The organism is Mycobacterium sp. NGS18, from assembly GCF_059813185.1.
Map to the genome: position 1 here is coordinate 555,813 of NZ_JCALEC010000001.1, position 14,197 is coordinate 570,009.

Consider the following 14,197-nt stretch of genomic DNA (forward strand, 5'->3'; position numbering starts at 1 on the left):
TGTCGGTGCCCCGCGCTACGGTGCGCCCATGGACACGGCCCTGTTGATCCTCCTGACGTCACTCGCGTTGCTGGCGGTGATCCTGCAGGTCGTAGCGCTGCTGCGTCCCGGCGGGGCGATCGGGCCCGAGCAACTCACCGCGCTGCGCGGCGACAGTGAACGGGTGGAGCGAACGCTGCGCGAGGAGCAACATGCCGGGCGGGCTGAACTCGCCCAGGCCTTCCACCATTGGCAGACGACGTTGCACCGGTTCGGTACGGCCCAGCAGGACACCCTGGAGAAGCTGGGCTTCACCCTGGATCGTCAGCTCAAGAGCCTGCAGACCGACAACAGTGCGCAGCTGGAGAAGATGCGCGCGACGGTGGACGAGAAGCTGCAGGCGACCCTGGAAACCCGGCTGGCTCAATCGTTCACGCAGATCTCGGAACGCCTGGAAGCCGTGCAGCGGGGTCTCGGTGAGATGCAGACGCTGGCGACCGGGGTGGGCGATTTGAAGCGGGTGCTGACCAACGTCAAGACCCGTGGCATCTTCGGGGAGGCGCAACTGGCCGCGCTGCTGGCCGAGACGCTGACACCCGAGCAGTACGCCACCAACGTGGCCACGGTGCCGGGATCGACTGCGCGGGTGGAGTTCGCGATCCGGTTGCCCGGCGGGACCGGTGCCGGCGAGGTGCTGTTGCCGATCGACGCGAAATTCCCGCGTGAGGACTTCGAGCGCCTGCTCGACGCGCAGGAGAACGCCGACGCGGCGGGCGAGGCGGCCGCGCGGCAGGCGTTGGTCCGGCGGATCGAAGCCGAAGCCGGAGACATCTGTGACAAGTACCTCGCGCCGCCGCACACCACCGACTTCGCGATCCTGTTCCTGGCCACCGAGAGCCTCTACGCCGAAGTGCTGCGCCAGCCGGGGCTGTTCGAGCGGATTCAGGCCAAATACAACGTCACCCTGGCCGGGCCCACGACGCTGGCGGCCCTGCTCAACAGCCTGCGGATGGGCTTTCGCACGCTGGCGATCGAGCAGCGCAGCAGCGAGGTGTGGCAAGTGCTCGGCGCCGTCAAGACCGAGTTCGGCAAATTCGCGGCCGTACTGGAGAAGACCCGCAAGCAACTCGACACCGCCCGCAACACCATCGACACCGCCGGCGTCCGTACCCGAGCCATCGAGCGCAAACTGCGCGGAGTGGAATCACTGCCCGAACCGGAGGCCGACGCCATGCTGGGGGAGCTGGCCGAGTGCGCCGGCCCAATGGGCGAACTTGACGTCGGATTCAGTTAGGATATTCCGATGGACGCCGTTCCGGTCGCACCGGCCCGCCAGCTGCCGGCGACGGTGCGCGGGGCGCGCACCCGGGCGGCACTGGTCGCGGCGGCGCGCAGGGTATTCGAGCGGGACGGCTATCTCGACGCCAAACTGATCGACATCACCAAAGCGGCCGGCTGCGCCACCGGGTCGTTCTACACCTACTTCGCGAACAAGGAAGAGATCTTCGCCGCCGTCCTCGAGCAGGCGAAGCGGGACATGATGCATCCGGGCATGGGCCGGGTCGGCGGAGCCGATGATCCTTACGCGGTACTCGAGGCGAGCAATCGCGCCTATCTGGAAGCGTATCGGCGCAACGCGCGGCTGATGGGGCTGCTGGAGCAGGTGGCCCAGATCGATCCGAAGTTCCGCGCCTTCCGGTCCCAGCGCGCCGATGCGTTCATTCAGCGCAATGCCGCCGGAATCGCCGACCTGCAGGAGCGCGGGTTCGCCGCCGCCGACGTCGATCCGCTGCTGGCATCCCGGGCGCTCTCGGCGATGGTCAGCCGGCTGGCGTACAGCGTCTTCGTGCTCGAGGAGGCCACCGAGGACGCCGGTGCGGACTTCGAGGTGCTGGTCACCACGGTCACCCGGCTGTGGGCGAATGCCCTGCAGTTCCGCTCGAACGGCAATTGAGTATGAAGCCGGATTCAACTAGGGTCACTGTCGCTGCGAACTCCAAGAGCAAGGATTGCCCATGAAGGTTGCGGAACGGGTCGCCATCGTCACCGGTGGCGGCGGCGGCATCGGCGGCGCGCTGGCGGCGGCGCTCGCCAAGGCCGGGGCGCGGGTGGTGGTGGCCGACCTGGATGCCGAGGCCGCGACCGCGGTGGCAGAGGCGATCAACACCGAGAAGCCGGGCGCGGCGGTGGGTTGCGGCGGCGACGTCGCCGACACCGACGTGATCCGCGAGCTGATCGCCACGGCCGAGCGCCAGTTCGGGCCGGTCGAGATGTACTTCGCCAACGCCGGCATCACCGGCGCGCCCGGCCTGGATGCCGGCGAAGCCGACTGGGACCTGGCCATCGACGTCAATCTGCGCGCCCACATCCGCGCCGCGCAGTTGTTGGTTCCCGGCTGGGTGCAGCGCGGTGAGGGGTATTTCGTGTCCACCGCGTCGGCGGCCGGTCTGCTCACCCAACTGGGCGGGGCCGCCTACGCGGTCACCAAGCACGCGGCCGTCGGGTTCGCCGAATGGCTCAACATCACCTACGGCGACCAGGGGGTGCGGGTCAGCTGCCTGTGCCCGATGGGCGTCAACACCAAGCTGCTCTATGCCGGTGAGCAATCCGGCGAGGCGCTGGGCGATCTGGCCACCCGGGCGGTCACCGCGGCCGGCGAGGTGCTCGAACCGGCCGCCGTCGCCGACGAGGTGCTCGCCGCCCTCGACGACGAGCGCTTCCTGATCCTGCCGCATCCGGCGGTGCTGGAGATGTATCGGTTCAAGGGAACCGATTACGACCGCTGGCTGCGCGGCATGCGCCGCTACCAGAGCGGCCTGCTCAATACGTAAGTGTCCTAGGTGAGGAGTCTGCATGTCCCTGTTCGATGTCTCGGAGCGCGCAGCGAAATACCGGTCCGATCTGCTGGAGTTCATGGACTCCGCGGTGTATCCGGCCGAGTCGGTCTACGAGACGCAGATGGCCGAGGCCGGCGATCCGCATTTTCAGCCCCCCATCTTGGAGGAGTTGAAGGCGCAGGCGCGCGAACGCGGTCTGTGGAATCTGTTTCATCCCCACCCGGAATGGGGGCCGGGGCTGACCAACCTCGAATACGCTCCGCTGGCCGAGATCATGGGCCGCAGTCCGCATCTGGCGCCGGAAGCCTGCAACTGCAGCGCTCCCGACACCGGCAACATGGAGGTGTTCACCCTCTTCGGCAGTGACGAGCACAAGAAGAAATACCTCAAGCCGTTGCTGGAGGGCACCATCCGGTCGGCGTTCGTGATGACCGAACCGCAGGTGGCCAGCTCGGACGCCACCAACGTGCAGATGTCGATGGCCAAAGAGGGCGATGACTACATCCTCAACGGCCGTAAGTGGTTCGCCTCCAACGCATTGCACGCCAACTGCAAAGTCATGATCGTGATGGGCAAGACCGACCCCGACACGGCGACCCATCGACAGCAGTCGATGATGGTGGTGCCCATCGACGCCCCGGGCGTCACCATCATGCGGGGTCTGCCGGTGTTCGGCTACCAGGACCGGGAGGGCCACGCCGAGATCGACTTCCGTGACGTTCGGGTACCGGCCAAAGACGTGCTCAAAGGCGAAGGCGAGGGGTTCGCGATCGCCCAGGCCCGGCTGGGGCCGGGCCGCATCCACCACTGCATGCGGGCCATCGGCATGGCCGAGCGGGCACTGGAGTTGCTGTGCAAGCGCGCCCAGTCCCGGGTCACCTTCGGCAAGCCGATCTCCGACAACGCCAACATCCGCGACTGGATCGCCGAGGCGCGCATCGACATCGAGATGATCCGCCTGCTCACCCTCAAGGCCGCCTATCTGATGGACACCGTCGGCAACAAGGCGGCGCAGGTCGAGATCGCGGCGATCAAGGTCGCCGCACCCGAAATCGCGCTGAAGATCGTCGACCGCGCCATCCAGGTGCACGGCGCCGGCGGCGTCACCGACGACTTCCCGCTGGCAGCCTTCTGGGCGCACCTGCGGACCCTGCGACTCGCCGACGGCCCCGACGAGGTGCACAAGCGCGCGATCGCCCGCCAGGAACTGGCCAAGTACAAGGAGGCACGATGACCACACCGGATCTGCAGGGACGCACCGCGATCATCACCGGCGGGTCCCGCGGCATCGGGCTGGCGATCGGCCAGCGCCTGGCCGAGGCGGGCGCCAACGTGGTTTTGACCTCACGCGATCAGGACAGCGCCGACGCGGCGGCAGCCCAGGTCGACGGCAACGTGCTCGGGGTGGCCGCGCACGTCGCCCAAGACGATGCCGCGCAGCGGTGCATCGATCTCACGCTGGAGCGGTTCGGCAGCATCGACATCCTGGTCAACAACGCCGGCACCAATCCCGCGTTCGGTCCGTTGCTCGACCAGGACCACGCCCGGTTCGCCAAGATCTTCGACATCAACTTGTGGGGACCGCTGCTGTGGACGTCGTGCGCGGTCAAGGCGTGGATGGGTGAACACGGCGGCGCCGTGGTCAACACCGCCTCCATCGGCGGGCTGAGCTTCGCGCCGCTGATGGGTATGTACAACGCCACCAAAGCTGCGCTGATCCACGTCACCAAGCAATTGGCGCTGGAACTCTCGCCCGGAGTGCGGGTCAACGCCATCTGCCCCGGCGTGGTGCGCACCAAGATGGCCGAGGTGCTCTGGAAAGAACACGAGCAGGCACTGTCGACGACGACACCGCTGGGCCGGATCGGTGAGCCCCTCGACGTGGCCGGCGCGGTGGCGTTCCTGGTGTCGGATGCCGCGAGCTGGATCACCGGGCAGACCCTGGTGGTCGATGGCGGCCAAATCCTCGGCGACGCAAGCGGTTTCCGGGCGGGCTTCGGTGGCTGAAGTGCTCGGTGTCGACCCGCCGATGGTCGCACGCTGGATCGCGCAGCTGGGGATCCCCGTCACCCGTCCGGTGAAATTCGAGCGGATCGGGATCGGGCAGTCGAACCTGACCTACCTGGTTTCCGATGCGGCCGACCACCGGTGGGTGCTGCGCCGCCCGCCGGTGGGCACGTTGCTGGCGTCGGCCCACGACGTTGCCCGGGAGGCGCGGATTCTCGCGGCCCTGGAGGGCACCGACGTGCCCACGCCGCGGGTGTACGGGCTGATGCGCGATCCGGATGACACGCCGCTGCTGTTGATGGAGTTCGTCGACGGCGTGGTGGCCGACCGGATGTCGGTGGCCGAGTCGCTGACACCGCAGCGTCGCCGGGAGATCGGGCTGTCAATGCCTAAGACCCTGGCCAAGATTCACGCCGTGGACATCAACGCCGTCGGTCTCGCTGATCTGGCCAGCCACAAGCCGTACGCGCAGCGTCAGCTCAAGCGCTGGTCCGGTCAATGGGAGAAATCCAAGACGCGCGAGCTGCCGGCGCTCGACGACCTGACCCGGCGGCTGGTCGCGGCGGCCCCGCCGCAGCAGGAACTCACCTTGGTGCACGGCGACTTTCATCTGCGCAACGTGATCACCTCACCGCAGAGCGGGAAGGTGGTCGCCGTGCTGGACTGGGAGCTGTCCACCCTCGGCGACCCGCTGGCCGATATGGGCAGTCTGCTGGCGTACTGGCCGCAGCCCGGCGAGGAGCACATCGCCGGGGAGTTCATCATCAGCACGCTGGACGGCTTCCCGGACCGCGCCGAGCTGGCCCGGGTGTACCTGGAGCAGACCGGGCGCGACGCGGCGACCCTGCAGTACTGGCATGCTCTGGGACTGTGGAAGGTCGCGATCATCGCCGAGGGGATCGTACGTCGGGTGCTGGACAACCCGGAGAACAAAGCCGCTGCGGGCACCCCGATCACCGCGTGGATCGATGCGCTTGTGGACAAGGCCCGCGAGGTGGCCGAGCAAGCGGGCATCTGAGACCGGAGCCCGACCTGGTCGACGGGGTGCCGCGCCGCAGGATCGCGGTGGCGTCGCTGGTCGGCACCACCATCGAGTTCTACGACTTCTACGTCTACGCGGCCGCGGCCGTCACCGTCTTCCCGCACCTGTTCTTCCCGTCGGGAAACGCTGGCGCGGCACTGCTGGCCTCGCTGGCGACGTTCGGACTGGCATTCGTGGCCCGGCCGGTGGGGTCGATCCTGTTCGGCCACTTCGGCGATCGGCGCGGCCGCAAGACCACGCTGGTCGCCTCCCTGCTGGTCATGGGCGTGGCCACCTTCCTGATCGGGCTGCTGCCGACCTATCACCACATCGGCCTGGTGGCACCGGTACTGCTGGCCGTCCTGCGGTTCTGCCAGGGGCTGGCCCTCGGTGGGGAATGGAGCGGTGCGGCGTTGCTGGCCACCGAGACCGCCAAACCGGGCCGACGGGCCTCGGCGGGAATCTGGCCGCAGCTGGGTGCGCCGTTGGGTTTTCTGCTCGCCACCGCGATCTTCCTGGTTTTGCTGCGATGGCCGGAGCAGTTCCTCACCTGGGGGTGGCGGGTTCCGTTCCTGCTGAGCGCCGTGATGGTGGCCGTTGGGCTGTATGTCCGGGTACGGCTTACCGAGACCCCGGTTTTCGCGCAGGCCATCGAAACCGGCCAGCGCGTCGGTGCGCCGATCGCCGAGGTGGTTCGCGGCAGCTGGCGCCAGCTGATCATCGGCACGCTGGTGATGGTGGCGACCTACACGCTGTTCTACACCGTGACCACCTGGACGCTGAGCTACGGCACCGGCCAGCGTCCGCCCGAGGGCGCCGGGTTGGGCTACAGCTACGCCGACTTCCTGGGGTTGCAACTGATCGCGGTGCTCTTCTTCGTGGGCGTGCTGCCGCTGTCGGGGGCGCTGGCCGACCGCTTCGGCCGGCGCCCGGTGCTGCTGGTCTTCACCACCGGAATCATGCTGTACGGAACCACGTTTGGCGCTTTTCTGGGTCCGCACCGGTCCGCAGGGGCGATACTGACGTTCCTGATCATCGGGATGACGTTGATGGGGTTGGCATTCGGCCCGATGAGTGCGGTGCTGCCGGAATTGTTCCCGACCAACGTCCGCTATACCGGCTCCGGTGTCTCCTACAACGCGGCGAGCATTCTGGGGGCGGCGGTGGCGCCGTTCATCGCCACCTGGCTGGCCACCGAACATGGCGTGCGTTGGGTGGGCGGGTATTTGTCGGCCGCGGCCGCGTGCTCCTTCGTGGCGTTGTTGGTGATGCGCGAGACCCGCGACACCGCACTGGGTGACGTCGCGATCGCCGATCACGTCGGTGATGCGCTGCATCCCGGCTGATCGGCCGTACGCCTAACCCCCGAGCGCGCCGCCGAACACCTGCCGCATCGCCGCCCAGTGCCGGGCCGCGGCGTCGGCGTCGTAGGGCGCATTGTCGGGGACGGCGAAACCGTGCGCGGCCGGATAGAACTCGACGGTGTGCTCGACACCGGCGGCGGCCAGCGCGTCGGCCAGCGTCGCGGCATGGGCTTTGGTGAAAGAGGCGTCGTTCTCGGCCCCGGCCACATAGATGGTGGCGCGCATCCGATCGGCCGCCAGGTGCGGGCTGTCCGGGGTATCGGTCACCAGGCCGCCGCCATGGAACGACGCCACGGCGGCGACCCGATCCGGGAGGCGCCCGGCCACCACCACCGAGGTACGCCCACCCATGCAGTAGCCGCACACGCCGAACTTCTCACCGCGAACTTCCGGCCGGCCGGCCAGGTAGTCGAAGAACGCCGCGGCGTCGGTCGCCATCACGTCCGGGGTGACCTTGCCAATCATCGAGAACAGCCGGCCACGCTCTTTGGCGTCGCCGAACACCGTGGCCATGTCGAACGGCGCCCAGCCGGGGCTCCGGTAATACACGTCCGGCAGCAGCACGGCGTACCCGTAACCGGCCAGTTCGGCGGCCATGTCATCAAAGGTCTGTCGCACTCCGCCCGCGTCGGGATACATCACCACCCCGGGCCAGGGGCCGGGGCCCTCCGGGGTGAACAGCTGCACCGGGCAGCTGCCGTCGGGCGTGGTGATCGTGTCGCTGACGTGGGCCATGACTTCCGTTCTAAGCTATGGAGGTGCCGATCGCCACACCCTATGAGGATTTGTTGCGGCTGGTGCTCGAAAGGGGCACGCCCAAGGCTGACCGGACCGGCACCGGCACCCGCAGCCTGTTCGGCCACCAGCTGCGCTACGACCTGTCCGCGGGCTTCCCGCTGATCACCACCAAAAAGGTGCACGTGCGCTCGGTGGTCTACGAGCTGCTGTGGTTTCTGCGCGGCGACTCCAACATCGCCTGGCTGAACGAACACGGCGTTACCATCTGGGACGAATGGGCTTCGGCGACCGGTGATCTCGGTCCGGTGTATGGGGTGCAGTGGCGCTCCTGGCCGGCCCCGACCGGGGAGCACATCGACCAGATCGCGCGCGCGGTCGAGTTATTGCGCACCGACCCGAATTCGCGCCGCATCATCGTCTCGGCGTGGAATGTCAGCGAACTGGACAAGATGGCGCTGGCGCCGTGCCACGCCCTGTTCCAGTTCTACGTCGCCGACGGGCGGCTGTCCTGCCAGCTGTATCAGCGCAGCGCCGACCTGTTCCTCGGGGTGCCGTTCAACATCGCCAGCTATGCGCTGCTCACCCACATGATGGCCGCTCAGGCGGGGCTGGACGTCGGGGAGTTCGTCTGGACCGGCGGGGACTGCCACATCTACGACAACCACGTCGAACAGGTACGCCAGCAGCTGTCCCGAGAACCCCGCGACTATCCGAAACTGGTTTTGGCGCATCGGGATTCGATCTTCGACTACACCTTCGACGATATCGGGATCGTCGACTACGATCCGCATCCGGCGATCAAAGCGCCCGTGGCGGTATGAGCGCGCTCGCGTTGATCTGGGCGCAGTCGGTGTCTGGAGTCATCGGCCGGGCCGGCGGCATCCCGTGGCGGCTGCCCGAAGATCAGGCGCGCTTCAAGGAACTCACGCTGGGGCATCGGGTGGTGATGGGCCGGCTGACCTGGGAATCCCTGCCGGCCTCCGTGCGGCCACTGCCGGGACGTACCAACGTGGTGGTGACCCGCGACCCGGACTACCGCGCCGACGGCGCCGAGGTGGTGGGCACGATCGACGCGGCCCTGACCGAGGCCGAGACCTGGGTGATCGGCGGTGCGCAGATCTACGCGCTGACGCTGCCGCTGGCGACCCGCTGCGAGGTGACCGAGGTCGAGATCGACCTACCCCGACAAGACGCGGATGCTGTCGCGCCGGTTCTCGACGAATCCTGGTGGGGCACCTCGGGGCCGTGGCTCAGCAGCGACAGCGGCTTGCGCTACCGGTTCCACAGCTACCATCGCTGATGGTGACGTTGACCTCGGCGCAGGCGCGCCGGATCGCCGTCGCGGCACAGGGATTCGCCGAATCCAGGGTCCGTGCTGTCACCCGGGCCCACCTGAAGCGACTGATCTCCCGCATCCAGGTGCTGCAACTGGACTCGGTGTCGGTCGCGGTGCGCGCGCACTACGCCCCGGTGTTCAGCCGGCTGGGACCCTATGACCGCAGCGTGCTGGATCGGGCCGCGTGGAGTCACAGCGCGCGGTCCCCGCGGCTGCTGGTCGAATACTGGGCGCACGAGGCGGCGCTGATGGCCGTCGACGACTGGCCGCTGATGCGCTGGCGGATGGGGCAATACACCCACGGCCGGTGGGGCAACGTAGCGCCCAACCCCGAGTTGGCCGACGCCATCGTCGCCGCGATCGCCGAGCTGGGCCCGAGCACCGCCGGGCGGATCGAGGACCACCTGGCCGCCAGGCCCAGCCGCGGCAAGGGCAGCTGGTGGAATCGCAGCGACACCAAGTGGGTGGCCGAGGCGCTGTTCGCCGCCGGGGTACTGACCACTGCCACCCGGGTCGGGTTCGCCCGTCACTACGACCTGGCGCAGAACGTGCTCCCGCCCGACGTGCTCGCCCGACAGGTCGACGACGACGAGGCGGTGCGGGAGCTGGTGCTGCGGGCGGCAACAGCACTGGGCGTGGGCACCGAGGCCGATCTGCGCGACTACTTTCGGCTCTCAGCCGACCTAGCCAAACCGGCGATCGCGACGCTGGTGGCTACCGGTGAGCTGGAGCCGGTGGCGGTGACCGGTTGGGATGCGCCGGCCTATCTTCTTGCCGGGCAAACGATTCCGCGGGCCGATCGGGGTAGCGCGCTGCTGTGCCCGTTCGACCCGCTGATCTTCTTCCGGCCCCGGGTGCAGCGACTGTTCGGCTTTCACTATCGGCTGGAGATCTATACCCCGGCGCACAAGCGCCGATTCGGCTACTACGTGTGGCCGTTCCTGCTGGACGGGGAACTGGTCGCCCGGGTGGACCTCAAAGCCGACCGGACCCGCGACGCCCTGCACGTCGTCGCGGCGTTCACCGAAGACGGCCGGGACCGGGAGCGGGTGGCGATCGCGCTGCTCGCTGAGCTGGAGTCGATGGCGTCCTGGCTGGGGCTGAGCGATGTCAGCGTGGGAGAGCGCGGGGATCTGGTCGCCGCGCTGCGCCGCACCCGGCCACGGCGGTAAACCGCAGCACCGGCTCAGCGGTGCAGGCGCCGGCGGGCGCTTTCGGCGAGTGTGGTGGCGTTTTCCCGGGCCGCGTGCACCCATTCGGTTCCGCGGTCGGCGGCGACTTCGGCGAGCTGCGAGCCCCGCTCACCGGCCGCTTCCAGTAACGGTCCGGCCTTCTCGCCGACCAGCTCGGCGAGTTCGCGGCCGTGTTCGGCGCCGGACTGCAAGCCTGCGCTGACCCGTTCGCCGACCGTCTCGAGCACCGCATCACCGGAGGTGGTGGGTAGCGCCGTGGCCGCCCGTTCGTAGGCGTGCCGTGCGGCACGGCGGGCCCGCCAGCCCAGCGAGGGTTTTCCTTCGGTATCCGAGGCCGCGATCATCAACCCGCCGATCAGGCTGACGTCGGTCAATAATGCTTGGCGCTGTTGGGCCCTGCGCTGCGGGTCGGGCTCCGCCCAGAACATGTGGCCGCCTGCGCTGCCCGGAATGACCGTGCATGCCAGTGCCGCCGCCGCAATCCGCGGCATCCTGCCGCTGGCCAGGAGGAGACCACCACCGATCTGCACCAGCGCGTTGACTCTGGCGAACGTTTCGACGTCGGAGGGCACCTTGGCCGCTACGTCGTCCGGTAACTGCTTGAGTCCGTCGAACGCCGGGCGGGCCGTCTGGCCGGCTTGCTGCGGCCGGCGCAACGACTCCACACCCTGACCGACAAACGCTGCCGCGAGCAGCGGACGAGCGATCCTGCGCATCAACACACGGCCTCCTGGGGAACGCAGATCCGGCGCCTTTGCTGCGGCGCCGGCGAGTCAAAACTCGCCGGCGCCGCACCGCCGGTGGGATTACTGTTCGGCACGCTCGCGAGCCTCATCAGCTTCGGCTTTGGCCCGGGCCTTTTCGGCCTCGGCCTCTTTGGTCGCGACCTCGCGTTGAGCCTCGGCCTTGTCCTGCTGCGCTTGGCCTTCCCGCTTGAGCGAATCGTCACCGGTCACCGTGCCGGCAGCCTCTTTGACCTTGCCCTTGACGTCTTCGACGACGCCCTTGATGCCGGCTTCGGGTCCACTGTCCTTGTCACTCATGTGGTGCGCTTCTCCTCTCGGTCAAGCCTGGGCGGACCTCCGCGTAGTGCTGGCCGTCCGCCCAGCAGGCGGCTCCGGTGGCCGCTGATACGCCGGGATACCCGCCGGACTTACAACGTAAACTTCGCGCGCCGCCGGATTGCCTCCCTCGGGTAGTGCGCCCCGGCACCGGATTTCGCTAATCTGGCCGTTAACTGATCGGTGACGCCCTCAACTGGCGTGCGGATCCCAATGGTCGGAAACACGGGATGTGATCGCGTGCGGGGTTCGGTTTCGTTGGTTTTCGGTGTCGGCTGCATTCTGCTCGCCGGCTGCGGCAGTAGCGGAGGTGCGGCCAAGCCCACCGCCAGCGCGCCGGCACCGACCACCACGACCGCCACCGTCGCGCCGGTGGCCGAAGAAGGCCTGCGGGCACTGCTGCTGTTCCCCGAGGAGATCGGCCCGATCATGGGCGTCACCGAGATGAAGGCACACGCGCCCCACGATGTGCTGCCCGATGACAGCACCACGATGCAGCCGCGGGAGTGCCTGGCCGTCGACGGGGTCGCCCAAGAACAGGTGTATGCGGGCAGCGGTTTCAACGCGGTGCGTGAGCAGAGCGTCAGCGACGGCGAAGACAACGCCCACTATGTGGATCAAGCGGTGGTGCTGTTCCCGACCGCCAAGCAGGCCATGGCTTTTTTCGAGGCCTCCGCCAAGCAGTGGCCGCAATGTCACGAGTACACCCACACCCAGAGTGGATCGGAGTGGACCGCCGGGCGGATCTCCAACGCCGAGGGAATGCTCAGCACCGTCGCCACCCAGCAGAACGCCGGGGAATCGGCGTGGCAGGCCTGCGGGCGGGCACTGACGGTGGCCAACAACGTCGTCGTCGACGTCAACACCTGCAGCACCGACCCCAAGGACTCCGCGGTCGTCATCGCCCGGCAAATCGCCGCGAAAGTGCCGAAAAGCTGACGCCGGGCCGGCACGCCTTAAGGTGAGTGCCGTGGCCGACACAGCGCCGCTGCGCGTGCAACTGATTGCCAAGACCGAGTTCATCCCGCCGCCGGACGTGCCGTGGAGCACCGACGCCGACGGCGGGCCGGCGCTAGTCGAATTCGCCGGCCGAGCCTGCTACCAGAGCTGGTCCAAGCCCAACCCGAAAACCGCCACCAACGCCGCCTACCTGCAGCACATCATCGACGTCGGGCACTTCTCGGTGCTCGAGCACGCCGGCGTGAGCTTCTACATCACCGGAATCTCCCGGTCGGCCACCCACGAACTGATCCGGCACCGGCACTTTTCGTTCTCCCAGCTGTCCCAGCGCTACGTCCCGGAACCGGACTCGCGGATCGTGGTGCCCCCCGGCCTGGAGGACGACCCGGAGCTGCAGCAGATCCTGGCGCAGGCCGCCGACGCCAGCCGGGCCGCCTACACCGCGCTGCTGGACCGGCTGGAAGCCAAATTCGCTGGTCAAAGCAACGCCGTATTGCGACGCAAACAGGCCCGGCAGGCCGCCCGCGCCGTGCTGCCCAACGCCACCGAGACCCGCATCGTGGTGACCGGCAACTATCGGGCGTGGCGGCATTTCATCGCGATGCGCGCCAGCGAGCACGCCGATGTCGAGATCCGCCGGTTGGCCGTGGAGTGCCTGCGACAGCTCACCGGGGTGGCCCCGGCGGCATTCGGAGACTTCCAGATCAGCGCCCTGGCCGACGGCACCGAAGTCGCCACCAGTCCGCTCGCCACCGAGGTCTGAGCAACTCCGCGGCGCCAGGTACCCTTAGGCCCGTGAGCAGCAGCGTATTCGATGCCAAGGCGCAGTTGGGCACCGTGCTGACCGCGATGGTGACGCCCTTCAGTGCGGACGGCTCGGTGGACACCGACGCCGCCGTACGCCTGGCGAACCGCCTGGTCGACGCCGGCTGCGACGGCCTGGTCCTTTCCGGGACCACCGGCGAGTCGCCGACCACGGCCGACTACGAGAAGCTCACCCTGCTGCGCGCCGTGGTCGAAGCGGTCGGCGACCGGGCCCGCATCATTGCCGGGGCCGGCAGCAATGACACCGAGCACAGTGTCCGGCTGGCCGAGGCCTGCGCCGGGGTCGGCGCCGACGGCCTGCTGGTGGTCACCCCGTACTACTCGCGGCCCTCGCAGTCCGGGCTGCTGGCGCACTTCACCGCCGTCGCCGACGCCAGCGGGCTGCCGGTGATGCTCTATGACATCCCGGCCCGCTCGGCGGTGCCGATCGCCCCGGACACCATCTTCGAGCTGGCGGAGCACCCGAACATCGTCGCCATCAAGGATGCCAAGGGCGATCTGCACGCCGCCGCGCAGATCATGGCCGAAACCGGGCTGGCCTACTACTCCGGCGACGACGCACTCAACCTGCCGTGGCTGGCGATGGGGGCCACCGGGTTCGTCAGCGTGATCTCGCACTTCGCCGCCGGCCAGCTGCGCGACATGCTGGCCGCCTACCAAGCCGGCGACGTCGTCACCGCCCGCAAGATCAACGTCTCGATCGCGCCGCTGTCCAATGCGATGGGCCGCACCGGCGGGGTGACTTTCGTCAAGGCCGGCCTGCGGCTGCAGGGCATCGACGTCGGTGACCCGCGGTTGCCGATGATCCCCGCCACCGCGGCCGAGGTCGACGAACTGGCCATCGACATGCGCGCCGCGTCCGTCCTCGGGTGAGGT

General features: G+C 68.4%; 16 protein-coding genes. 13 read left to right on the forward strand and 3 right to left on the reverse strand.

The genetic code is table 11. From position 1 onward, the window contains the following. Positions 1-28 precede the first annotated feature (28 nt). The 7 genes from AC5Y31_RS02730 to AC5Y31_RS02760 all read left to right on the forward strand — a co-directional run bounded on the left by AC5Y31_RS02730 (position 29) and on the right by AC5Y31_RS02760 (position 7,190). Positions 29-1,273: a DNA recombination protein RmuC gene (locus AC5Y31_RS02730; protein ID WP_499977820.1), complete on the forward strand. Its 1,245-nt coding sequence runs from the start codon at positions 29-31 to the stop codon at positions 1,271-1,273. Between the two features lie 9 nt (positions 1,274-1,282). After that, entirely contained in the window at positions 1,283-1,933 is a 651-nt protein-coding gene (locus AC5Y31_RS02735) for a TetR/AcrR family transcriptional regulator (RefSeq protein WP_499977825.1), read from the forward strand. Between the two features lie 61 nt (positions 1,934-1,994). Then, a complete protein-coding gene (locus AC5Y31_RS02740; protein WP_499977829.1) occupies positions 1,995-2,810 on the forward strand; it encodes an SDR family oxidoreductase in 816 nt (271 codons plus the stop codon). 22 nt (positions 2,811-2,832) lie between these two features. Then, on the forward strand, positions 2,833-4,050 hold the full coding sequence (locus tag AC5Y31_RS02745; protein ID WP_499977834.1) for an acyl-CoA dehydrogenase family protein: 1,218 nt from the start codon (positions 2,833-2,835) through the stop codon (positions 4,048-4,050). Next, complete coding sequence (locus AC5Y31_RS02750) at positions 4,047-4,823, forward strand: SDR family oxidoreductase (protein ID WP_499977839.1); 777 nt, start codon at positions 4,047-4,049, stop codon at positions 4,821-4,823. The genes AC5Y31_RS02745 and AC5Y31_RS02750 overlap by 4 nt, the downstream gene beginning before the upstream one ends. After that, positions 4,768-5,841 (forward strand): phosphotransferase family protein, encoded by a 1,074-nt coding sequence (locus tag AC5Y31_RS02755; protein WP_065022931.1) that lies wholly within the window; start codon positions 4,768-4,770, stop codon positions 5,839-5,841. The genes AC5Y31_RS02750 and AC5Y31_RS02755 overlap by 56 nt, the downstream gene beginning before the upstream one ends. Next, positions 5,838-7,190, forward strand: coding sequence for an MFS transporter (locus AC5Y31_RS02760; protein WP_499978118.1), 1,353 nt, complete (start codon positions 5,838-5,840; stop codon positions 7,188-7,190). The genes AC5Y31_RS02755 and AC5Y31_RS02760 overlap by 4 nt, the downstream gene beginning before the upstream one ends. A gap of 12 nt (positions 7,191-7,202) precedes the next feature. Here the strand turns inward: AC5Y31_RS02760 and AC5Y31_RS02765 are convergent, their stop codons facing one another. Further along, complete coding sequence (locus AC5Y31_RS02765; RefSeq protein WP_499977842.1) at positions 7,203-7,943, reverse strand: dienelactone hydrolase family protein; 741 nt, start codon at positions 7,941-7,943, stop codon at positions 7,203-7,205. 23 nt (positions 7,944-7,966) lie between these two features. Here AC5Y31_RS02765 and AC5Y31_RS02770 point away from each other — a divergent pair, with 23 nt between their 5' ends. The 3 genes from AC5Y31_RS02770 to AC5Y31_RS02780 are packed head-to-tail and all read left to right on the forward strand — an operon-like array spanning position 7,967 to position 10,454. Then, positions 7,967-8,767 (forward strand): thymidylate synthase, encoded by an 801-nt coding sequence (locus tag AC5Y31_RS02770; protein ID WP_065022966.1) that lies wholly within the window; start codon positions 7,967-7,969, stop codon positions 8,765-8,767. Further along, positions 8,764-9,246, forward strand: a complete 483-nt coding sequence (locus AC5Y31_RS02775; protein WP_499977845.1) for a dihydrofolate reductase — start codon at positions 8,764-8,766, stop codon at positions 9,244-9,246. The genes AC5Y31_RS02770 and AC5Y31_RS02775 overlap by 4 nt, the downstream gene beginning before the upstream one ends. After that, entirely contained in the window at positions 9,246-10,454 is a 1,209-nt protein-coding gene (locus AC5Y31_RS02780; protein WP_499977849.1) for a winged helix-turn-helix domain-containing protein, read from the forward strand. Before AC5Y31_RS02775 ends, AC5Y31_RS02780 begins: the two co-directional genes overlap by 1 nt. A 14-nt stretch (positions 10,455-10,468) precedes the next feature. On the opposite strand, the gene AC5Y31_RS02785 is transcribed toward AC5Y31_RS02780, so the two are convergent. Both AC5Y31_RS02785 and mbp1 read right to left on the reverse strand, forming a co-directional pair. After that, positions 10,469-11,191 carry a DoxX family protein gene (locus tag AC5Y31_RS02785; protein ID WP_499977853.1) on the reverse strand — a complete coding sequence of 241 codons (723 nt, stop codon included), beginning with the start codon at positions 11,189-11,191 and terminating at the stop codon, positions 10,469-10,471. 90 nt (positions 11,192-11,281) lie between these two features. After that, the gene (mbp1, locus tag AC5Y31_RS02790; RefSeq protein WP_065022935.1) at positions 11,282-11,518 is read right to left on the reverse strand and encodes a microaggregate-binding protein 1; all 237 of its coding nucleotides are present in this window, start codon (positions 11,516-11,518) and stop codon (positions 11,282-11,284) included. Between the two features lie 258 nt (positions 11,519-11,776). Here mbp1 and AC5Y31_RS02795 point away from each other — a divergent pair, with 258 nt between their 5' ends. The 3 genes from AC5Y31_RS02795 to dapA all read left to right on the forward strand — a co-directional run bounded on the left by AC5Y31_RS02795 (position 11,777) and on the right by dapA (position 14,194). Beyond that, positions 11,777-12,475: a sensor domain-containing protein gene (locus tag AC5Y31_RS02795; RefSeq protein ID WP_499977859.1), complete on the forward strand. Its 699-nt coding sequence runs from the start codon at positions 11,777-11,779 to the stop codon at positions 12,473-12,475. Between the two features lie 31 nt (positions 12,476-12,506). After that, complete coding sequence (gene thyX / locus AC5Y31_RS02800; protein ID WP_499977863.1) at positions 12,507-13,259, forward strand: FAD-dependent thymidylate synthase; 753 nt, start codon at positions 12,507-12,509, stop codon at positions 13,257-13,259. Positions 13,260-13,345: 86 nt separating this feature from the next. Then, positions 13,346-14,194, forward strand: coding sequence for a 4-hydroxy-tetrahydrodipicolinate synthase (gene dapA, locus AC5Y31_RS02805; RefSeq protein WP_428844298.1), 849 nt, complete (start codon positions 13,346-13,348; stop codon positions 14,192-14,194). Positions 14,195-14,197 lie beyond the last annotated feature (3 nt).

Excerpts from the sequence above, each read along its gene's own strand:
- AC5Y31_RS02730 (WP_499977820.1), top strand. The coding sequence starts at position 29 with ATGGACACGGCCCTGTTGATCCTCCTGACGTCACTCGCGTTGCTGGCG.
- AC5Y31_RS02735 (WP_499977825.1), top strand. The coding sequence starts at position 1,283 with ATGGACGCCGTTCCGGTCGCACCGGCCCGCCAGCTGCCGGCGACGGTG.
- AC5Y31_RS02740 (WP_499977829.1), top strand. The coding sequence starts at position 1,995 with ATGAAGGTTGCGGAACGGGTCGCCATCGTCACCGGTGGCGGCGGCGGC.
- AC5Y31_RS02745 (WP_499977834.1), top strand. The coding sequence starts at position 2,833 with ATGTCCCTGTTCGATGTCTCGGAGCGCGCAGCGAAATACCGGTCCGAT.
- AC5Y31_RS02750 (WP_499977839.1), top strand. The coding sequence starts at position 4,047 with ATGACCACACCGGATCTGCAGGGACGCACCGCGATCATCACCGGCGGG.
- AC5Y31_RS02755 (WP_065022931.1), top strand. The coding sequence starts at position 4,768 with ATGGCGGCCAAATCCTCGGCGACGCAAGCGGTTTCCGGGCGGGCTTCG.
- AC5Y31_RS02765 (WP_499977842.1), bottom strand. The coding sequence starts at position 7,943 with ATGGCCCACGTCAGCGACACGATCACCACGCCCGACGGCAGCTGCCCG.
- AC5Y31_RS02775 (WP_499977845.1), top strand. The coding sequence starts at position 8,764 with ATGAGCGCGCTCGCGTTGATCTGGGCGCAGTCGGTGTCTGGAGTCATC.
- AC5Y31_RS02780 (WP_499977849.1), top strand. The coding sequence starts at position 9,246 with ATGGTGACGTTGACCTCGGCGCAGGCGCGCCGGATCGCCGTCGCGGCA.
- AC5Y31_RS02785 (WP_499977853.1), bottom strand. The coding sequence starts at position 11,191 with ATGCGCAGGATCGCTCGTCCGCTGCTCGCGGCAGCGTTTGTCGGTCAG.
- mbp1 (WP_065022935.1), bottom strand. The coding sequence starts at position 11,518 with ATGAGTGACAAGGACAGTGGACCCGAAGCCGGCATCAAGGGCGTCGTC.
- dapA (WP_428844298.1), top strand. The coding sequence starts at position 13,346 with ATGGTGACGCCCTTCAGTGCGGACGGCTCGGTGGACACCGACGCCGCC.